This window comes from Nitrosomonas sp. Nm34 (assembly GCF_900113925.1).
Classification (GTDB): Bacteria; Pseudomonadota; Gammaproteobacteria; order Burkholderiales; family Nitrosomonadaceae; genus Nitrosomonas.
Map to the genome: position 1 here is coordinate 164241 of NZ_FORD01000002.1, position 19835 is coordinate 184075.

Genomic DNA, 19835 nt, shown 5'->3' on the forward strand with positions numbered 1-19835 from the left:
TATTTTTTGTCCAAGTCTCGAGCTGGGATGAAAATGCTATTAACTTAAAGTGGTTTTTAAGTTAAAAGCACTTTGCCTTAATAACGCACCGCATGAGAATTACAACATCTCGTTCGCGAGATTTGCCAGCGCTGAGCGTTCCCCTTTTTCAAGCCGGATATGCGCGAACAAAGGGTGCCCTTTCAAACGATCGATCAGGTAAGTAAGGCCATTTGATTGTTCATCCATGTAGGGTGTATCGATTTGGTTGATATCACCCGTGAACACTACTTTTGTTCCCTCACCGGCACGCGTGATAATCGTTTTAACTTCATGGGGTGTCAAGTTTTGTGCTTCATCAATGATGAATATGACATTGGACAAACTTCGTCCACGGATAAAGGCCAGCGCAGTGATTGAAAGCTTACCGCTTTCTTCCATGTCATCCAAAATCCTGGCTTTCTTTTCAGTAGTGCGGAATTGGCTTTTGATGTATTTCAGGTTATCCCACAATGGCTGCATGTAGGGAGAAATCTTATCCTCAGCGCTACCAGGCAAGAATCCGATCTCGCGATTACTTAATGGAATAATAGGCCGGGCGAGAATGACCTGGTCATATTTATTTTTTTGCTCGAGTGCAGATGCTAGCGCCAATAACGTTTTTCCGGTCCCGGCCACACCTTGAAGAGCAACAAGCTTGATATGGTCATTCAATAATGCATTCACAGCGAAAGCCTGCTCGGCATTTCTAGGTTTGATATTATAAACATACGTTTTTTCGACCCGTTCTATCGTATCCAGAGCTTCATTGTATCGTGCCAGAACAGAGTCACTACCATTTTTAATGATGTAATAACCATTGGCAATTTTATGTTTGCCGAGGAGATCTCCTTCGTTAATGCTGCCTTTCCTAAAAAGCTCATTAATCATATTGGAAGAGATCTCTTCGATCACTGGAAAGCTAGTCGAAATATTTTTGACGTTTTTTACTTTGCCAGTTTCATAATCTTCTGAAGGTAGCCCTATGGCCTTGGCCTTCAGGCGTAGATTAATATCCTTGGTGACCAAAATAACTTTGGCAGACTTTTCGGAATGAGCTAGCGTCAGCGCAGCATTAATGATCTTATGATCATTCTTTCCTTTTCCATAGATCTCTTCTGCATCCATTCCTTTAACTAGATTCGACATTACAATTTTCAGTTTTCCTTTTTTTGTTCCCAGCGCGATCCAGTTGTTAAGACCATAATTTCCTGAAAGCTTATCCAGAAATCGGATGGCTTCTCTTGCTTCAAAGTTTTTTGTTTCATTTCCTACTTTAAAGCGATCCAGCTCTTCCAAACAGGTAATAGGAATGGCTACATCATTTTCTTCAAAATTTTTGATGGAGTTGTGATCGAAGAGTAAAACAGAAGTATCCAATACATAAATTTTTTTAGCGCGTTTGGCCATAGTTTTGATGTGATTGATTATCGCTAGAGGGGGGGGCTGATCCCATTTCTAAATCCAGACTGACCTTATCAGCTTTTCCTTGCCATATTATTTCCACTATCTGCGGCTCGCCTTCGTGTCATTTTTGATTTGGAAATGGAATAAGAAAATATACACCTCTTCTTATCAAAAAAAACAGATAAAAACATTTTGCTCAAAATCCCGGTCTTTTTTAATTTTCTTAGCTTCAATGGGGTGCCTGCATAGAAGTGCTTGACATTCGAGCTTGAATTGTAACTGTAGTATTGCTCAGTCAATTTTATGACTCTCTCTGCCACTGCCCTTAGTATGATTTTTGCACAGATATTAATCTAGATCACTTATTAATCAACGCATTTAAGTGACTTTTTCTCTAGCAATTCGTCTGGTGACGAAGCATTGTTTAATGTTTTTTATATGCGTCATTAAATTGTCACATGAAAGAGATATCGTAATGTTTCAGGCTTAATTCTGAAGATATCCCTGAAGATATGATTTTGATAAACTTTTTATATAAGAAAAAATGAATATAAAAGCAAGAGTAAGGATAACGACATTGGCATGCTGTTATCTGAAATTGGTTGTGCAAATAGTAATTTTAGCGGTCTCTGGCATGATCCTGAGCATATGATTTGAGAAAGCTTTGGAAGTAACTAGATAACATGAGTTCAGGATAAGAAAAGCAGCAAAAGCAATCTGAATCCCCTATGGTGAAGCAGTTTTGATAAAAAGTTTCATCACAAGAGGAGTGAGGTTTTGATGCATAGTATAGTAGTGGCTTTTTGTGCAATTGACGACTTTTGTAAAGGATTTGGGCCGTGGTAGGGCAACGCTTATCGCAGTTATCGCTTAAATGGCGCCAGCGATGAGGAGAACTAACTATGTCTAAGCGAAGTCATGATAACCATGGCAAGGTTGCTTCAGTGAAGTTTTAAAGCATCAGCGGTGCTATTTTCCAAGTAATGAGCTAAAACGGCTTTGTTGATCTGCTATAAAGTGGCTTGTGGTACTTTTGTGCTGTTAAAGCGAGCATTCCGCCATCGCAATCTATTTAACTTCTTTGTTAATCTGATCGCTGGATTGGTGACTTATCCCTCACGTCAAAAAAACATCAATTTAATATCAGATTCCCTCAGGCTCTTCCAGATGTGGTGGCGTAATCCTTATGTCGAACTCACATTTTTTAAAATTCTGCAAACCCGGTCGATTTTAAGGCGGAAGCTTCTAGTTTTAATGGTTTCCGTATTATTTGCCTCTAAAAATCACTTTAACTTTTCATATGCTTTATCAAAACACATTTAAGCTACTGTATCATTCAGTTCGTTAGGCATTTTTTCTTCCCACAGAAGATTTTCTAATTCAACCTCCTGAACAACCTTCTCAGCCAATTCATTAATTTCCTTCTTTGAGTTTTTTTTCAAATGACTGAGAATATATGCAATACCTATAGTCACTACTTCATTTGTCATCTCGTTTAGACTAATACCCATACGTCTTGCCATGGCTTCGAGCATCGAATAATTAGCTAGTTTCAAATACAGGAAAGACTGTGAATTTGGCTCACGGTTTGCGCAAACTGTAGAAGATGGAGTATTCAACATGTGTAAAATTGGCCCCAAAGAATGCACCGAAGAAAAATAATCAACTGGCCTGTTCTCGATTGATAATTGAGTAGCTGAATTTGTACTTTTAATCATTTAATAATCCTTTCTATAACAAGTTATTGCTTATTGATCGGCATAGGTACGAGGTTAAATGCTTTTCACAACCTGATTCGTAAGCGTATTTTAAAAATACCCGGCAAAGGTTATGCAAGTGGTATGCACTTCGCCAGCTGCGTCTCCCTTGATGGTTTAGAATAGGTAGCTACCTGATGGGAGGAAGTTTAGCTAGTAGCTACCTATGGCTAGAAATCGATTCCATGATTTTCTGACAATTCCTAGATGGCTTTTATAATACTGATTGATTATTGCAGAAATATGAAGATAGACGATTTTTGTACTAACGAGGTAGGGCTGACTAGAAACGATTTTTAAATTAGCTCATCCCTGCTTTCTTAGAAAGTTCAATGCTTCCGTTAACCAACATGCAGGTTTTATGTATGAATAACCATACATCCTCAAAGGCCGCTCTTATATCTCAGTGTGTCATTAACTTATCGGTTGATTTATTTGCTGGTGCTGCTGTGTTTTCCCTTACATCACCTTTAAACAAGCGACGGTTTTTGTAAAGAGTTTGAGCCGTGGGGAAGCAGCACTTATGTTTACGTAAATGCTCGATCATTGAAACCGTCAATGCCCCATTGAACAATATCTCGCAAATCGAGCATTCCCGCCATCGCATCTCATTTAATTTTTGCTAACCGGTGGCTTGATTAGGGTCTTACGCATTCCCTGAGAGAAAACTCTTTAATATTAGGCTTTCTCAAGCTCTTCCAGCTGGAAAGCGATAATTCTTATGTCGAACTCACGTTAAAATATCATGTCAGGAAGCGCCCCCCTGACATGACTGCGATCTTTTACTTGGGCGCTTTCATCATCAACAGTTGACCTCCCTCTACCAGTTCCGGATCGAGTGCGGCGCCATTAACGGTACTGTAGTGTGCCTGCACATCTAACAGGAAATAACGGTTATTCTCTATGTCGTAGCCAGGAACGCCGTTAAACATCTCAGTAACTTCTATAATACCGGAGGATTCTTCGTCAGATTGCTTATTGCCCGCACCATCAATGTCAGCTGAAGCGTCAGAGATGAAGCGCTCGGCGTCATGTTGAGCAATGGTTGTCAGATTGCCGGTAGTCGGCTCGAATTTCCAGATCTTGCCGAGGTGAACCTGATTGCCAACGTCTTCCTGAATCCAGACATTGCCGGCACTATCGACCGTCATGTTATCCATCATTTGTGGGCCACTCACGGCCCCGTCGATCAGCACCTTGATTTCACCGCCTAATTCTGGTTTAGTGATGTCTTGAAATGTAGCGCTCCACAAACGGCTATTACCATCAAATTGGTCAGTGGTTACAAAATAAAAACGATTTGGATTTTTTGTGTCCCATGCACCGTCTTCGACGCGATTGAGGCCAGTACCGCCGGATGCGACCAAGTTAAATTGATCAGTATGGCCATTCGGGATGGTAGCCTCAGTTACATGAGAACCAATCAGAAGCTGATAGCTGATACCGTTGGTCAAACCGGCCATTTCAACTGGATTGCCGGCTTCTTGCTTATTACCGACATAGAAGTAGACCTTGCTGGCAAGACGGCTGCCGTCATCCAATCCAGCCACAATGGTTTTATCCTGCTCATAAGGGCTGGTCACCAAGTTTTCCCAAGCTGCTTTGCCCAAAGCGGGCAGTTCATAAGAGAGGCCATGTTGACGGCCTTCCGCTATATGGGCAAAGGCGCGGCCGGCAGCATCAACTTCTTCGCCACTCATGAAGATGCGCCCCTCGCTAAAGCCTTTACCGGTGTTGCTGTTGAAGAAAGCACCGAGCATTGGCAGATCGGCGGAGCATAGGCGATTGATGGCAGTCTGGTCGGGATTGGTTAGTTCAAGTTTCTTGATCAAATCTCCGCCATTAAGTACTTTGAGATCGTTCTTTCGAATTTGCCACTTGGACACGAACGCGCCTTTGTCGCCATGGTTACGTACCACCCCGGCTGTGTTGCGCAATTCATGATTCATCAGCACAGTGATGGTGCCATCGTTGTTGTCGTAGGCACCCAAACCATCCGGAATGCCGACCATGCGATAAGTCTCGTTGCCTTTATGCTTGAGCCTGACGCTGTCGCCTACCGTCAGAATAGAAGTAAATTCTACACCGTTGGTTAAGGGCGTCAGATAAGGGGAGGCAGAGCTAGAAGGTCCGGTAACACCTTCGGCAACAGTATGGATTGAAGAACCAGCAACCAAAGCAGCCACCACAAATATAAAACAAGATTTATTTTTCATAACTGTATTCCTAGCAGAATAAATTAAATTTTGCCGGATAAATCAGAGAGTACATGATTAAATCCATCTGGCGCTGTGAATTCTGGTTTAAGAACGTTACGCTTTTATTAACGACACGTGAGTTCGACATAAGAATCATCACATCACGATTGGAAGAGCCTGAGAGAGCCTACTATTAAAGAGTTTTCTCTCAGGGAATGCGTAAGACCCTAATCAAGCCACCGGTTAGCAAAAATTAAATGAGATGCGATGGCGAGAATGCTCGATTTGCGAGATATTGTTCAATGGGGCGTTGACGGTTTCAATGATCGAGCATTTACATAAACATAAGTGCTGCTTCCCACGGCTCAAACTCTTTACAAAAGTCGTCAACTGCAAAAAAATCGCTATCGCATCCATCGGAAGCTCACTCCTCTTATGATGAAACCCTTTTTCAAAACAGCCTCATCCTAAACGATTCAAATTCCTTTTGCTTCTTTTCTTATCTTGAACTCTCGTTAGATACGTATTAATACGTATTTTTTTTTTTTTTAAGGTCCGTATTATGGAGATTACTTTTGGTATTCGACTCTTATTTCATCTAATCTTTTTTAATTAACACTTGGAAACGGGTCGAGTCTGAAAGGACATAGCGTGAACTCAAATCAATATCTCACTACGAATAAAATGAAGACGATGAGGTAATTCATACTCTTTCTCTAGTTACTGATTTGAGAAACGCATTGATCTAAAGAAAGGGTCGCTTTTCATAGATGAGAGGAGAACGATTATGACGAGTACTAAACACCACTCTTCATCTCAGCCGGATGAAACAGGTGCCAAGAAGTCACACTCTACTTCACATGGCGAGAAAACAACCACACAGGAATCAGGTGCCAAAACGTCACCTTCTACTTCGCATGGTGAGAAAACAGCTCCACAGCTTACACAGCCATCTTCTCGTGAGATAAGTGCCAAGCCACTGCCTTGTGAAGAGACGACTATAAAACCATTATCAGTTCTGCCCGGTAATGTCACTGACGTACTTGTTACACTTGGAGATTGGCTCAATAATTTAGGCATACATATAGGAGAGATTCCAAAAATGAAAGCTGATTTAACTGAAAATGTTTCTGCTTATACGCTTTATGTAGATATTCCTGGGGTAAACAAAAGTAACATAAAAGTTCAATTGGATAGTAGCTGTGTTGTTATTAATGTAGAAAGAAGGGAAAAGGTAGGCCAAAAAGAAGGTGAAAAAATAATTTCTTTCGAACGCTCTCAGGAACCTGTTTCACGTACATTTAAAATGGATGAGGAAATCGATGTGAATAAGGCTGAGGCAAGATATGAAGACGGCGTGCTGGAATTAACCCTGCCAAAAAAACATGTGAAAGCTATCAAGGAACTCGAAATTCAGTAACTCAGGAAATTCTCCCGCCTGGAAAAAGAATGATTTTTCTTGTTTGTTTATTGATGGCAAGAGTAGGCGTACTTATGTCTGTCTGGGGAATATACGATCGTGCGTAAGTGAAGTTATCTGAGCAAATTGAAAACTTTCAGTCAGGCAATTTCATAGTTGGGAAAGCAAGTACTGGATTTCAGGATGGTGTATGCCTTGGGGCTTGCAGCTCGTATGGTCATAATTATGTAACAAACGCAGTATACAGTATAGCCTTGTCATGAATGGGGAAGCTATTTACCCATTCTGAAACTGACCAGCGTGTTTTGCCCAGGAGAAAAAATGTTTAGAAAATCATTTATTCTAGCAATTATGCTGATGGTTGCCAGTCTCGGTTCTGCTCAAGCTGCGCGTGATTATATTAATATTGTTGGTTCCTCCACGGTTTATCCCTTTGCTACAGTAGTGGCGGAAACTTTTGGTAAGACAACAGGTTTTAAAACACCGAAAATTGAATCTACAGGGACAGGCGGCGGTTTTAAGCTTTTTTGTGGTGGGGTAGGGGTGGCGCATCCTGATATCACCAATGCTTCTCGTGCGATTAAAAAATCAGAGATCGATTTATGTCGAGCAAACGGTGTCGTTGAAGTTATTGAGGTGAAAATTGGCTATGATGGTATTGCCATCGCCAATTCCAAGAAAACCACGGCATTGCGGTTTTCACGGAAAGATTTGTTTTTAGCGCTAGCCAAGAATGTACCCGATCCCAGAGGGGGCGAAAAACTGGTTCCCAATCCCTATAAGACTTGGAAACAGGTCAATTCAAAATTACCCAATATTGCCATTGAAGTGCTGGGTCCGCCCCCAACTTCCGGTACCCGCGATGCCTTTGTTGAGCTTGCCATGGAGGCAGGATGTAAAAACTTTGACTGGATTGCTGCGATAGAAAAAAGGGATGAAAAGCAATATAAGGCAATTTGTCAAACCATCCGTGAAGATGGTGCTTATGTCGATGCGAGTGAGAACGATAACCTGATCTTGCAGAAGCTGCAGACAAATCCAAAGGCGTTAGGTATTTTCGGGTTTAACTTCCTGGATCAGAATATTGACAAGGTACAGGGTTCAATTATAGATGGTGTGGCGCCAACATTCGATACCATCGCAGATCACAGTTATTCTATTTCTCGTCCACTTTTCTTTTATGTGAAGAAAGCGCATGTTGGCATGATTCCAGGAATCAAGGAATATTTGAACGAGTTTACCAGTGAGAAAGCTTGGGGTGATGAGGGTTATTTGTCAGACAGAGGCTTGGTTCCTTTGCCAGCCGCAGAGCGTGCTGAAGTTGCTCAGACGGTTAAGCAGCTAAAGGCAAATATAATTTGTAATTAACAGATTTTAATCGGGTACAGTTGTATCTGCGCCACCTTTACTGACTTGAGATTGCACATGCATACGCTCATCCTTTTTCTTATTTTACTTGTATTAATGGTGGCCAGTTTCTACTTTGGGCGCCGACGTGCTTTAGTGATTGCAAATGGTAATATTAGGAAGCTAAACTCACTACCCCGTTACTACGGCTATTACACAGCGCTCTGGTGCGGTATCCCAGCACTCGTCATTTTTACTTTCTGGCAGTTTTCTGAATCAGCGATTATCACTAATCTTGTTATTGCTGGTCTTTCTGAAGAGGTTACCTCTCTTTCAGAACAGCAATTAAATCTTGTCATCAACGAAATTCGGAACATAGTAAGCGGAAACATGGTAGCTGACATGACTCGCCCAGAAATTGCCGCAGCGGCTGACCATTATCGAGATTTGCAGACTATCAGTGACATGGCATTATTTGTTGTGATGATAGCGCTCGGTCTGGCTGGGGCTGCCTATGCATTATCTTGTGTTGACCAACAACATAGGGCGCGCAATAAGGTTGAAAGTACAATACTGGTTTTTCTGATAGCCTGTTCGACCATCGCAATATTTACTACGATGGGTATCTTATTGTCAGTTTTATTCGAGGCAATACGCTTTTTCCAGTCGGTACCTTTTACCGACTTTCTATTTGGACTGGAGTGGAGTCCTCAAACTGCTATTCGGCCTGGTCAGATTGGTGCATCGGGTGCATTTGGTGCTGTCCCTTTGTTTGTTGGCACCCTGCTGGTATCGCTCATTGCCATGGTGGTCGCTGTGCCCATCGGCCTGATGTCCGCCATTTATTTATCTGAGTATGCCTCATCACGTGTGCGTGCCCTGAGCAAACCCATGCTAGAAATTCTTGCAGGTATTCCCACAGTCGTATATGGATTTTTTGCAGCGTTAACGGTTGCACCTTTTTTTCGAGGTTGGGGGGAATCACTGGGACTGGAGATTTCATCTGAAAGCGCCCTGGCTGCAGGTGTGGTGATGGGGATCATGATTATACCGTTTGTATCATCACTTTCTGATGATGTGATCTATGCGGTGCCCCAATCATTGCGAGATGGTGCTTATAGTCTAGGGGCGACGCAATCGGAAACTATCAGAAAGGTCGTGATACCCGCAGCGCTTCCCGGGATTGTCGCCAGTATTCTGCTGGCAGTGTCACGTGCGATTGGTGAGACCATGATTGTGGTGATGGCCGCGGGGCTCGCCGCAAATTTGACAGCCAATCCATTAGAGTCCGTTACGACTGTAACCGTCCAAATTGTGACGTTGCTGGTTGGCGACCAGGAGTTCGACAGTCCGAAAACATTGGCTGCATTTGCATTGGGGCTGGTGCTTTTTGTGGTCACTCTCATACTCAATGTGATTGCATTGTATGTGGTCAAAAAATATCGGGAGCAATATGAATAAATCAGTCTCTTCCAGAGCAAAAACGATTGATCAGGTCAATGCAAGTCTGCCTAAACGACACTTATCTGAAAAGGTGTTTCGCAGCATTGGTCTGATATCTATCATGATGAGTCTGATGTTTCTTTTTGTGCTGTTCTACACCATTGTGTCAAAAGGCTACACTGCTTTTCAGCAAACATTTATTCAACTGGAAGTGAATTTTGACGAACGGTTGCTCGATCCGGCAGGAACACGACAGCGCGATGCGCTTTCTGCTGCCGACTATAGTAGTTTAGTCAAAGTAAGTTTGAGCAAGCAGTTCCCTGAGGTAACTAATCGTAATGGAAAGCGTCTGTTATACAGTCTCGTCAGTACGGGTGCGGCTTATCAGCTGAGGAAGAGGGTGATGGATAATCCCGCTCTGATCGGGCAAACCCAACAAATATGGGTGCCAGCGGATGATGAAGTGGATATGTTAATTAAAGGACATATCATGCGAGATGTACCCGAGGCAGAACGCCGTCTGCGTGATGTACAGATTTCATGGCTTGATCAGTTAGAAGCCGAAGGAAAGCTGACGCTTAAGTTTAATACGGCATTTTTTACCAACGGTGATTCACGTGAACCGGAACTCGCTGGAATATGGGGAGCATTGATGGGATCAATTTATACGCTGATCGTCACCTTGATATTATCACTTCCAGTGGGTATTGCCACAGCAGTTTATCTGGAAGAATTCGCTCCCAAAAATAAATGGATAGATTTAATCGAGGTTAATATCAATAATCTCGCTGCTGTGCCATCCATTATTTTTGGACTGCTTGGTCTGGCCGTATTCATTAATTTCATGAGCTTTCCTCGTTCAGCGCCGCTGGTTGGAGGATTGGTGCTTGCCTTCATGACCTTGCCTACGATTATCATTGCCAGCCGTGGAGCTTTAAAATCGGTACCCCTTTCCATACGTGAAGCGGCCCTTGGTGTGGGTGCATCAAAAATGCAGACAGTCTATTTTCATGTGTTGCCGCTTGCTATCCCAGGAATGCTCACCGGAGCGATCATTGGCATGGCTCGTGCATTGGGTGAGACAGCCCCCTTGTTAATGATCGGCATGGTCGCTTTTATCGTGGATATTCCATCAGACATACTTTCTCCAGCGACGGCACTGCCAGTACAAATCTTTTTATGGGCAGACAGTCCGGAACGAGCATTTGTTGAACGTACCTCGGCAGCAATTATCGTGTTACTGGGGTTTCTTTTTGTCATGAATGTGCTGGCGATCATTCTTCGCAAGAAATTCGAGCACCGCTGGTAAGCTTTTTTAGGAGAGGATTGTCGATGACTGATAACGCTAAAATAGCACAACCAGGCAATCAGCTTGAACGTCGAAGAGGAGATCGAAGAAAATACGCCCGAATACACCTATCAAGAGCCACAGTTTCCCGTGATAACAGGCAAACTGTGGGAAAGGTGACTGTCGCTGACCCTCGTATACACTGCACTGATGTCAATGTTTTTTATGGCGGCAAGCATGCCCTTAGGAATGTGACAATCGATATAGGTTGCCAAGAGATTATTGCCATGATTGGACCATCTGGTTGCGGAAAATCCACTTTTCTGCGTTGTCTGAATCGAATGAATGACACCATAGAATGTTGTCGTGTGACTGGAAGTATCATGATGGATGGCCAGGATATCAATGACAAGTCAATTGACGTGGTGCCTTTGCGTGCCAAAATTGGAATGGTTTTCCAGAAACCTAATCCCTTTCCAAAATCGGTATACGAAAATATTGCATTTGGACCACGCATTCATGGCCTGGCCAAAAACAAGGTCGAGCTGGATGAAATCGTGGTGACAAGTTTGAAAAGAACGGGGCTGTGGGAAGAGGTCAAAGACCGTCTTGATCAGCCAGGAACGAGCTTGTCAGGTGGGCAGCAGCAGCGTTTGTGTATCGCGCGTACAATTGCGGTTAATCCTGAAGTCATTCTCATGGATGAGCCTTGTTCTGCGCTTGATCCTATTGCGACTGCCAAAATTGAGGAGTTGATGGATCAACTGTGTACCGATTATTCGATCGTTATTGTAACGCACTCCATGCAACAGGCTGCGCGTGTGTCACACCGTACCGCGTATTTTCACCTCGGCGATCTCATCGAGGTCGGCACCACCGAGCAGATTTTTACCACTCCCGCGCATCAATTGACTGAAGATTATATTACTGGCCGTTTTGGTTAAATGCTTAAAGCGAATCGAGGAGAATAAACATGGCTACCCGACTTGAAGGTCATACCTTTCGACGTTTCGATGGTGAGTTGTATCGCCTTAATACTGAGATACTCCAAATGGCTGATCTTGTTTATGATCAAGTTCAAATGGCGCTTGAATCCTTTCAGCAACAAAAGCTGGACATCATACGCGTGATCACCGAACGAGAATCACAGGTAGACGCTATGGAAAAAAGTATAGACAATACCATTACTGAAATACTGGCAAAACGCTGTCCGGTAGCGCGCGATTTGCGGGCCATCATGGCTTTCTCAAAATTGGTTACCGACCTTGAGCGTTTGGGCGATGAGGCTGCTAAAATAGCCCACATAGCTACCACCCTGTATAACAACGAGCATTCTAACCCAAGTAATTACCTGCTCCGCGACATCACGGGAATAGGCAAATTTGCATGCACTTTATTAAAAGAGGCGATTGAAACTCTGGATGCGCTTGATCTGGAGAGGGCTGAAAAATTGTTAAACAGTCATGATAATCTTGACGAAGAATTCCAGGCAGGTTTACGAAGACTTACCACATACGTGCTGGAAGATGCGCGAAACGTTGGGCACATTATCAATATTGTACTCGTCATGAAATCACTGATACGTATTGGTGAGCACGCGCGTAATTTGGCGGAGTATGTAGTATATATGGTTAGCGGAGAGGATATTCGACATACCGAGATTGAACAGACTTGAACCAATACTGAATCGTTTGGTCTAGAATTTTTCTCACGGTGCATTTGTTTATCTTCAGTATCGCTACGCTATTTCTGGTTTTACTAGAATAAGTGATGAATGTTCAACTAGAGAGCCGTAATTGGCCGGTTGTTTGGAAAGGGCTAGACTCATGACATATAGAGGCATTGTTGAAATTTTCTCATTTGCCAGGTAAGAAATGACTATAACCTTGCAACTCACACCTGAGGATGTAAAGGCACTTGGTGTTGCCTATCGGCAACTGGAGCATCCCAGCATGGCCGCTCGTCTGACCCATTTTGTCGGTCTGCCCATTGAGCGCAGCCTCAAGCTGCTGCCCAAGACCTGGCACGGGAATTTACGTCAGGGCATAAGCCGTACTCTGCTGACTGCTTTGGAAAGCATTATCAGTCCTCTTGATGATCAGCCTGGTATAGCTGCGCAAGAAAGATATCATAAGCTATTGGCGGCTACCTCAGGGGCTCTTGGGGGTTACTTTGGCTTGCCCGCTGTTATTGCCGAATTGCCCATGTCTACCATTATTACTTTGCGAGCTATTGCTGACATCGCGCGCAGCGAAGGTGAAGATGTGAGTGATTTGCATACCCGCCTCGCTTGTCTGGAAGTCCTGGCTTTGGGCGGTCGCACTGAAGAGGATAACGCCGCAGAAACCGGCTACTACGGCCTCCGCATAGCTCTGGCTCTACACTTGTCTAAGATTCCGGAAAAGGCCCTGGAAAAAGGCATCCTTAAGCCATCTCACCCAACTATAGTAGTACTGCTCGCTGCTATTGCCGCCCGGTTCGGGGTTGTGGTGACTGACAAGGTGGCTGCTCAGATGGTGCCTATCCTGGGCGCCCTGAGTGGGGCATTGGTGAATATTATCTTCATGCAGCATTTTCAGGACATTGCTCGTGCTCACTTTACGGTGCGCCGACTGGAGCGCAAATACGGCCCCGACCTGGTACGGCGCGAATACGATATTTTCAGCCGGGCAGAGCGGAAATAATTAGAAAAGGCTAGGTCAAAGGATAATAGCTAGACTATAAAGCAAGCTCCTTTTGTGGATACACTAATACGCTGTAGTTGTTGTCCAACTAATAATTTATTTCTAATTCAAGGCTGATATTACCAGCTTGTGCTTACCGTATTATTGATACTGCCTGCAGCGTACCTGCGTCAGGTTTGATTTAGGAATGAAGTGAACTCATCTGTGCAATAAAATATTATATGATGATCAGCCATACAGAATCTAAATCTACGCCACAAGTCCCGCCTGGTTTGGGTAAACCATCCGTTAAAATTCGGATAAAACCTGTTCATACTTGCGTGCCGGGTAGAGCGCGCTATCATGTCAATATTTTACACCGTGCGAGTGCGTTGGGGCAGCAGCTGGAGCAGCAAATGGGAACGATCTCAGGCATTATGACCATTAGAGTGAATAGCTTGAGTGGATCAGTGGTGATTATTTATGGCAAAGATATCGCACTGGATAAGCTGCCTTATTTGCTACTTGAAGCCTGCAAGCAAGCCATTAAAGATGTTCACTTTACCGGATCATTCAACAAAACTGATACTAAAGCGTTAATCCATTTTAAGGCCTATTTCGATGCGCTGTGGAAACATACGCAAAACTTATTCGCTTCCACGCAAGACATCTCCGCAAGCCCAAAGGCGCCTCAAGATAATAGCGATTGGCACGTCCTTGAGGTAAACCCTATTCTTGAAAAACTTCAGGTAGAGGTGCACCAGGGGCTGAGTAAGCATGCAGTGCAGCGGGCGCTGCAACAGCATGGGTTGAATCAATTGCCGGAGATGGCTCGGCGCTCACCGCTTAGCATGTTTCTTGGTCAGTTGTTCACGTTGCCGGTAGGGCTACTCGCAGTTTCTGCGGTAGTCTCGCTGGCAACTGGCGGAATGTTGGATGCAGGCATTATTGTAGGCGTGGTGCTGATTAACGCGAGTATCGGTTTCTTCACGGAAATGCAGGCGGAAAAAATTATTAGTTCACTGACTAAAATTACGCCACGGCATGCGCAAGTGATACGCGATGGTGCAATGCAATCGATCCCGCATGCGCATGTGACTGTGGGGGATGTGTTGGTGTTACAGCCGGGTGATTTTATTGCAGCCGATGCGCGTGTGATTAAAACCAGTCATCTTACCGTGGATGAATCAGCCTTAACCGGTGAAAGCATGCCCGTTTCGAAAAATACGTTACCCATTGCCAGGCAGGACACGCCGCTCGCTGATCGGCACAACATGGTGTATATGGGTACCATGATAACTGGCGGCAATGGCGTAGGTGTGGTTGTCGCGACTGGTGTTAACACTCAGATTGGACAGATACAAAGCCTTGTTGGCGAAGCGCATGCGCCTGAAACTCCCATGCAGCAGGAACTCGATCACATTGGTACCCGATTGGCACTCACCAGTGGTGCGATTTGTTTGGGAGTCTTCGCACTTGGCATGTTACGCGGCTATGGTGTATTGCAAATGCTCAAGAGTTCAATTTCGCTGGCGGTAGCCGCCGTACCGGAAGGACTGCCCGCTGTGGCCACGACTACGCTTGCACTCGGTATTCGCAAGATGCGCCAATATAACGTGGCAGTGCGCCATCTTGACGCTGTGGAAACGCTCGGTTCGGTGCAAGTATTTTGTCTGGATAAAACGGGCACCTTAACTTTAAATTGTATGACGGCTGTAACAGCTTATGTGGGCGGAAAGCACTATTTTGTGTCAGGCGAGCAATTGTTCGTGGAGGATCAACCTTTTGACGGATTTTCCGATGCTTGCTATCGCCGCTTCTTAGAGATTATCAGTTTGTGCAATGAATCAGTGCAACAAAATAGCGGGCAGCAGATTCGCATAAATGGCACGCCGACAGAAAATGCCTTGCTGGAGCTTGCCAGATGTAGTGATTTAAATATTGATGCGCTGCGGCAGCACTACCCTCACTATAAAATCAAGTATCGCGCCGAAAACCGGCCATATATGTGCACTTTTCACCGTTTGCCGCGAAAACGGCATTTGATTGCCGTGAAAGGTAGTCCGCAGGAAGTATTAATGTTATGTGATTCTTATCAGGATCAAGTCGGGATACATCCGATAGACGATGCGTTTCGTATAGCGATGGGCAATATTAACAATCAAATGGCAGGAGATGCATTACGTGTGCTGGCTGTGGCTTACGCTGAAAGGCCAATCAGACCAATAAAAGACGAAGGTGCGCCTGTAAATTTGATATGGCTTGGTTTGGTGGGAATGGCAGATCCTTTACGCACCGGTATGCCGGATTTGATGCGCTTGTTCCATCGTGCCGGCATTCATACCGTCATGATTACCGGAGATCAATCCAGTACTGCCTATGCAATTGGCAAGCAACTGAATTTAAGTAACGGTAAGCCCCTGCAGATTCTTGATTCCACCCGCTTGGAAAAACTCGATCAAAAAATATTGAGTGGCTTGATTCACAATGTGCATGTGTTTGCCCGCGTCAGCCCAGCTAACAAACTGCAAATTGTGCAAGCCATCCAGAAGAGCGGCAAGATTGTTGCAATGACAGGGGATGGCATTAACGATGGTCCCGCGCTAAAGGCAGCTAATATCGGGGTTGCCATGGGTGGTGCTTCTTCCGATGTAGCACGCTCAGTCTCAGATGTCGTATTGGAAGACGACAACTTGCATACCATGGTTGCTGCTGTGGAACATGGGCGTGCTATATATAACAACATCCGCAAATCTATTCACTATCTGATATCCACCAATATGTCCGAAATCGAAGTGATGCTGGCCGGTATTGGAGTGGGAGCGGGTGAAGTATTAAGTCCGAAGCAACTTCTATGGATTAATCTTGTCACTGACATATTCCCTGGGCTTGCTTTATCCATGGAAGCGCCAGCATCAGATTTAATGCGGCAGCCGCCACGTGATCCTCAAGAGAAAATCATCAGACGCCCGGATTTAATACGTATGGCGCGGGAGTCCACCATCATCACTACCGGATCTATGGCAGCATATGGTTATGGATTTTTACGCTACGGTATTGGTCCGCAGTCTAATACTATACTTTTCAACTCGTTGACACTCGCGCAATTGCTCCATTCGATTACCTGCCGCTCAGAAAGCCATTCCATATTTAATCGTGGCACATTGCCGCGTAATCCCTATTTGAATTATGCTATTGCCGGGTCTGGCCTATTACAAGTTATGGCAATGTTAATTCCTGGTTTACGCAGTGGGCTCGGTTCAACGCCGCTTAATGTGCTCGATTTGCTGGCCATTGCAGGAGGAGCTGCAGCACCCATGCTGATCAATGACAGTTTCAAGCACATCATCCAACCTGAAATACACAACCCACATAATCAAAGTGACACATGCACATCTACCACTAATGTTTCACAAACAAATAAGGAGACGGCTGCATGACAGCAAACTTCATATTTACCTCCGCGTCGGTAACTGCAGGTCATCCTGATAAACTATGTGATCAAATCAGCGATGCTATTGTTGATCAATTTCTGCAGCATGATCCTTGTTCGCGCATAAATGCAGAGTGTGCAGTCGCCAGTGGGGTAGTATTCATTGCGGCGCGGTTTGCATCGCATGCGGTGGTGGATATTCCTGAGATTGCCCGCTATGTGATTGAAAATGTGGGTTACAACCAGCCTGATTTTAATGCTAAAGACTGTACCATACTCACCAATTTTGCTGAGTTACCTGCGAATGGATGTAGCTTAGGTGACGAAACTCAAATGAGTGATGTTGAGTTAGACAAGGTTACTGCGGAAAATCATGCAACCGTGTTTGGCTATGCCTGTAAGCAAACGCCCACCATGTTACCTATGCCAATCTGGCTGGCACATCAATTCGCGCGGCAATTGTCGCTGGTGCGTGAAAGTGAACTTATATCCGGTTTGTTGCCCGATGGAATGTCGGAAGTCGCAATTGAATATATAAACAACAAGCCGGAACGCATTCACAGTATGGTGCTGGTTGCCAGTCACAATGAGGTTTATAGCGATAATGCCGAAGATTTAAATGCGGCATTAATCCAACATGTCGTTGAGCCAGTCATAGAACAAAATGGTATTGGTATTGATGAAGATACTCATATTTATATCAATCCGCAAGGCCCTTTCTTCGGCGGTGGTCCAAAAGTACATTCTGGACTTACCGGCAGAAAAGTCGCTATCGATAGCTATGGTCAATATTGCCGTATGGGCAGTGCTGCACTGAGTGGCAAAGATCCATTGCGCATTGACCGTACTGGCAATTATATCGCGCGTTATGCCGCAAAAAATGTCGTTGCGGCAGGTTTGGCTGAAGAGTGTGAAGTGCTGGTGAGTTACTGTATTGGTCAGGCGAGGCCAGTAACCGTTCAAGTCAACACCTTTGGTACTGGCACTGTCTCCGATCATGACATTGCGATGCGTTTACTCGATGTCATTGATTTTCGACCTGGTGCTGTGATTAAACAGTTCAATTTGCGAAATTTGTCCGCTAATAAAGAGGGTTTCTATCGGAAGCTCGCGGTGTATGGCCATGTGGGAAGGGATGATATCGAGCTGCCTTGGGAAAAAACAGATTTAATTAATTTATTATCCGGCTAGAGTGCTAGAACCTATAAACTCGTTCCTTTGCGGGGAAATAGCTTACCTGCATTAGGCAATATTCGAAAATTTGCAGTAATTAATGGATGACCCTTTTCGCTATGTTATAGCTCTTTAGGTCTTATCAATTGAAGGGCATACAGAAACAAGGTGATTGCGTTGCCAAACACAGCGCCTTGTGTGAGCTGCCGTACAGCAAACATTACGAGGCTAATAAATAGCACGGAACGTAAGTCTATAAAACCATTGCTGAATTCCTTTAGAGTAGAATCCAATGATGCATACGTGCTTGAGGCTTTTTGCGCGGCAGTTTGCTGGTGAGTTGCTCTCAATACCTCGTCAGATGGTCCGATCTGATGATCTTTGGATTCGAAGTCAAGTAAAGGGTGGTTTCTAATGTGCCTAATCAGTGCGTCTTGTTCGATATCTTCATATAGCAACAAAACACTACCGGTTAAAACATTCGTCGATACCTGCTTTACTCCACTAAAGCTACTGCAATCATTTTGCAATTCTTCAAAAAAAAAAGTGTCACGACGTTTTGCGGGTACTCGGAAACGAATTCTTCCTGGAGCGGTATGAATGATTTGAGCGGATAGTTTCATAAAACTAGGATGATGGCGAGATCGTCTTTTTTGAAACTACTTCAGACTCTGCTTCAGCAATGTCTACACTATCCTCGATGATATCCTCGGTTGCTACCGTTGCAGAGTTTGCTTTCGCGCGTTCCTCATCAATTTCTGCCCGAGCTTCTGCGACCAGATCTTCAACAACTTCTCCCATTTCGGCCACGGTTTCGCGGCTCTTATTCAAAAACAGGAGACCGGATTTAATTGCTGCACGTGCTAAAGGTCTTGCAGCTTGTACAACCACGGGTAGTATGGCTGGCGCCAGAATGGCTGCAGCAATGCCTATTGCAATACCTTTTCCAGTATTGTTTTTAAAGAAATCTTCAACTGCCATCATCACCTCGTAATAAAAAATGTGCTGTGTTTATTCGATGAATTAAAAATATTATTTTTAGCATAGATTTAAAGACAATACGTGGTAGGCGAATGTTCCCTGCTTCATCAAGTGTTGCGCGAATTTATATATATCAATAAATTATACTTATTCATCCAGATATGGCCGTAATTTTTCCGTATCCAAATCCGGAAATAATTTCTTCAAAGTTTCTAATAAGTGATTAGAATTTGTTGCGTCCTTAATGGCACACTTATCGTATTTGACTAACACACTGCCTGTCAGCACATTGATTTCCACCTCAGTAATACATAATGTATTTGACAGCTCCGTTTCCACTTTTTTTGCAAAAGTTATATCATTTTTTATTTTTTCAACTTTTAGGCGCACACGCCCTGGCAAGAAATGCATGATTTTGATGCCTGGAAAGCTGAGCATAATTGAATCCCTTAATGATTAACTCAAATTAAGAGTAAGTTAAGAGCGAGTGGTTCAACTAGATTGTTGTCGATTGCATGCATTTATGCAATGATTTCTTATTCCATTTTTAAATCTAAAGTGTATTTGTTGAATTTTTTATCGATGTAATTTCAATTGCTTGCCGGAATTAATAATTAACTTTTGATTTAGAAATGGAATTATTGTTAGTCATTAACAATCGATACATTGTATGAAATCATGGTATATAAATAGAGAGCTCATTATCA

Annotated in this window: 15 protein-coding genes and 2 pseudogenes; 10 read left to right on the top strand and 7 right to left on the bottom strand. The window is 43.9% G+C overall.

Annotated elements, in window-relative coordinates; all coding sequences use genetic code 11:
- Positions 1-99 precede the first annotated feature (99 nt).
- Both BM283_RS01785 and BM283_RS17865 read right to left on the bottom strand, forming a co-directional pair.
- Positions 100-1428 (bottom strand): PhoH family protein, encoded by a 1329-nt coding sequence (locus BM283_RS01785; protein ID WP_090688418.1) that lies wholly within the window; start codon positions 1426-1428, stop codon positions 100-102.
- Between the two features lie 1316 nt (positions 1429-2744).
- Positions 2745-3143, bottom strand: coding sequence for a hypothetical protein (locus tag BM283_RS17865; RefSeq protein WP_139225163.1), 399 nt, complete (start codon positions 3141-3143; stop codon positions 2745-2747).
- 560 nt (positions 3144-3703) lie between these two features.
- Between BM283_RS17865 and BM283_RS01800 the strand changes: the two are divergent.
- Positions 3704-3787 (top strand): annotated as a pseudogene (locus BM283_RS01800) (transposase); the annotation flags it as partial.
- Positions 3788-3964: 177 nt separating this feature from the next.
- On the opposite strand, the gene BM283_RS01805 reads toward BM283_RS01800, so the two are convergent.
- Together BM283_RS01805 and BM283_RS19810 are read right to left on the bottom strand one after the other, a co-directional pair.
- Positions 3965-5398 carry an NHL repeat-containing protein gene (locus BM283_RS01805; RefSeq protein WP_090688428.1) on the bottom strand — a complete coding sequence of 478 codons (1434 nt, stop codon included), beginning with the start codon at positions 5396-5398 and terminating at the stop codon, positions 3965-3967.
- A 231-nt stretch (positions 5399-5629) separates the two neighbouring features.
- Positions 5630-5797 (bottom strand): annotated as a pseudogene (locus BM283_RS19810) (transposase); the annotation flags it as partial.
- 370 nt (positions 5798-6167) lie between these two features.
- On the opposite strand from BM283_RS19810, the gene BM283_RS01815 reads away from it, so the two are divergent.
- The 9 genes from BM283_RS01815 (at position 6168) to metK (ending at position 18165) form a co-directional block, all read left to right on the top strand.
- The gene (locus BM283_RS01815) at positions 6168-6800 is read left to right on the top strand and encodes an Hsp20 family protein (protein WP_090688436.1); all 633 of its coding nucleotides are present in this window, start codon (positions 6168-6170) and stop codon (positions 6798-6800) included.
- 321 nt (positions 6801-7121) lie between these two features.
- Entirely contained in the window at positions 7122-8168 is a 1047-nt protein-coding gene (locus tag BM283_RS01820) for a PstS family phosphate ABC transporter substrate-binding protein (protein WP_175491995.1), read from the top strand.
- Positions 8169-8225: 57 nt separating this feature from the next.
- The gene (gene pstC, locus BM283_RS01825) at positions 8226-9608 is read left to right on the top strand and encodes a phosphate ABC transporter permease subunit PstC (protein ID WP_090688439.1); all 1383 of its coding nucleotides are present in this window, start codon (positions 8226-8228) and stop codon (positions 9606-9608) included.
- Positions 9601-10899, top strand: a complete 1299-nt coding sequence (pstA, locus tag BM283_RS01830) for a phosphate ABC transporter permease PstA (RefSeq protein ID WP_090688444.1) — start codon at positions 9601-9603, stop codon at positions 10897-10899. The genes pstC and pstA overlap by 8 nt, the downstream gene beginning before the upstream one ends.
- Positions 10900-10922: 23 nt before the next feature.
- Positions 10923-11822: a phosphate ABC transporter ATP-binding protein PstB gene (gene pstB / locus BM283_RS01835; RefSeq protein WP_090688448.1), complete on the top strand. Its 900-nt coding sequence runs from the start codon at positions 10923-10925 to the stop codon at positions 11820-11822.
- Positions 11823-11851: 29 nt separating this feature from the next.
- A complete protein-coding gene (gene phoU / locus BM283_RS01840) occupies positions 11852-12553 on the top strand; it encodes a phosphate signaling complex protein PhoU (RefSeq protein ID WP_090688454.1) in 702 nt (233 codons plus the stop codon).
- A 199-nt stretch (positions 12554-12752) separates the two neighbouring features.
- Positions 12753-13562, top strand: a complete 810-nt coding sequence (locus BM283_RS01845) for an EcsC family protein (RefSeq protein ID WP_090688456.1) — start codon at positions 12753-12755, stop codon at positions 13560-13562.
- A 221-nt stretch (positions 13563-13783) separates the two neighbouring features.
- Positions 13784-16981 (top strand): cation-translocating P-type ATPase, encoded by a 3198-nt coding sequence (locus BM283_RS01850; RefSeq protein WP_217646407.1) that lies wholly within the window; start codon positions 13784-13786, stop codon positions 16979-16981.
- Positions 16978-18165, top strand: a complete 1188-nt coding sequence (gene metK / locus BM283_RS01855) for a methionine adenosyltransferase (protein ID WP_090688460.1) — start codon at positions 16978-16980, stop codon at positions 18163-18165. Before BM283_RS01850 ends, metK begins: the two co-directional genes overlap by 4 nt.
- A 104-nt stretch (positions 18166-18269) precedes the next feature.
- On the opposite strand, the gene BM283_RS01860 is transcribed toward metK, so the two are convergent.
- The 3 genes from BM283_RS01860 to BM283_RS01870 form a co-directional block, all read right to left on the bottom strand.
- Complete coding sequence (locus BM283_RS01860; RefSeq protein ID WP_090688463.1) at positions 18270-18770, bottom strand: HMA2 domain-containing protein; 501 nt, start codon at positions 18768-18770, stop codon at positions 18270-18272.
- A 4-nt stretch (positions 18771-18774) separates the two neighbouring features.
- Positions 18775-19131, bottom strand: coding sequence for a DUF5132 domain-containing protein (locus BM283_RS01865; RefSeq protein WP_090688467.1), 357 nt, complete (start codon positions 19129-19131; stop codon positions 18775-18777).
- Positions 19132-19275: 144 nt separating this feature from the next.
- On the bottom strand, positions 19276-19566 hold the full coding sequence (locus BM283_RS01870) for an HMA2 domain-containing protein (RefSeq protein ID WP_090688470.1): 291 nt from the start codon (positions 19564-19566) through the stop codon (positions 19276-19278).
- Positions 19567-19835: the final 269 nt, after the last annotated feature.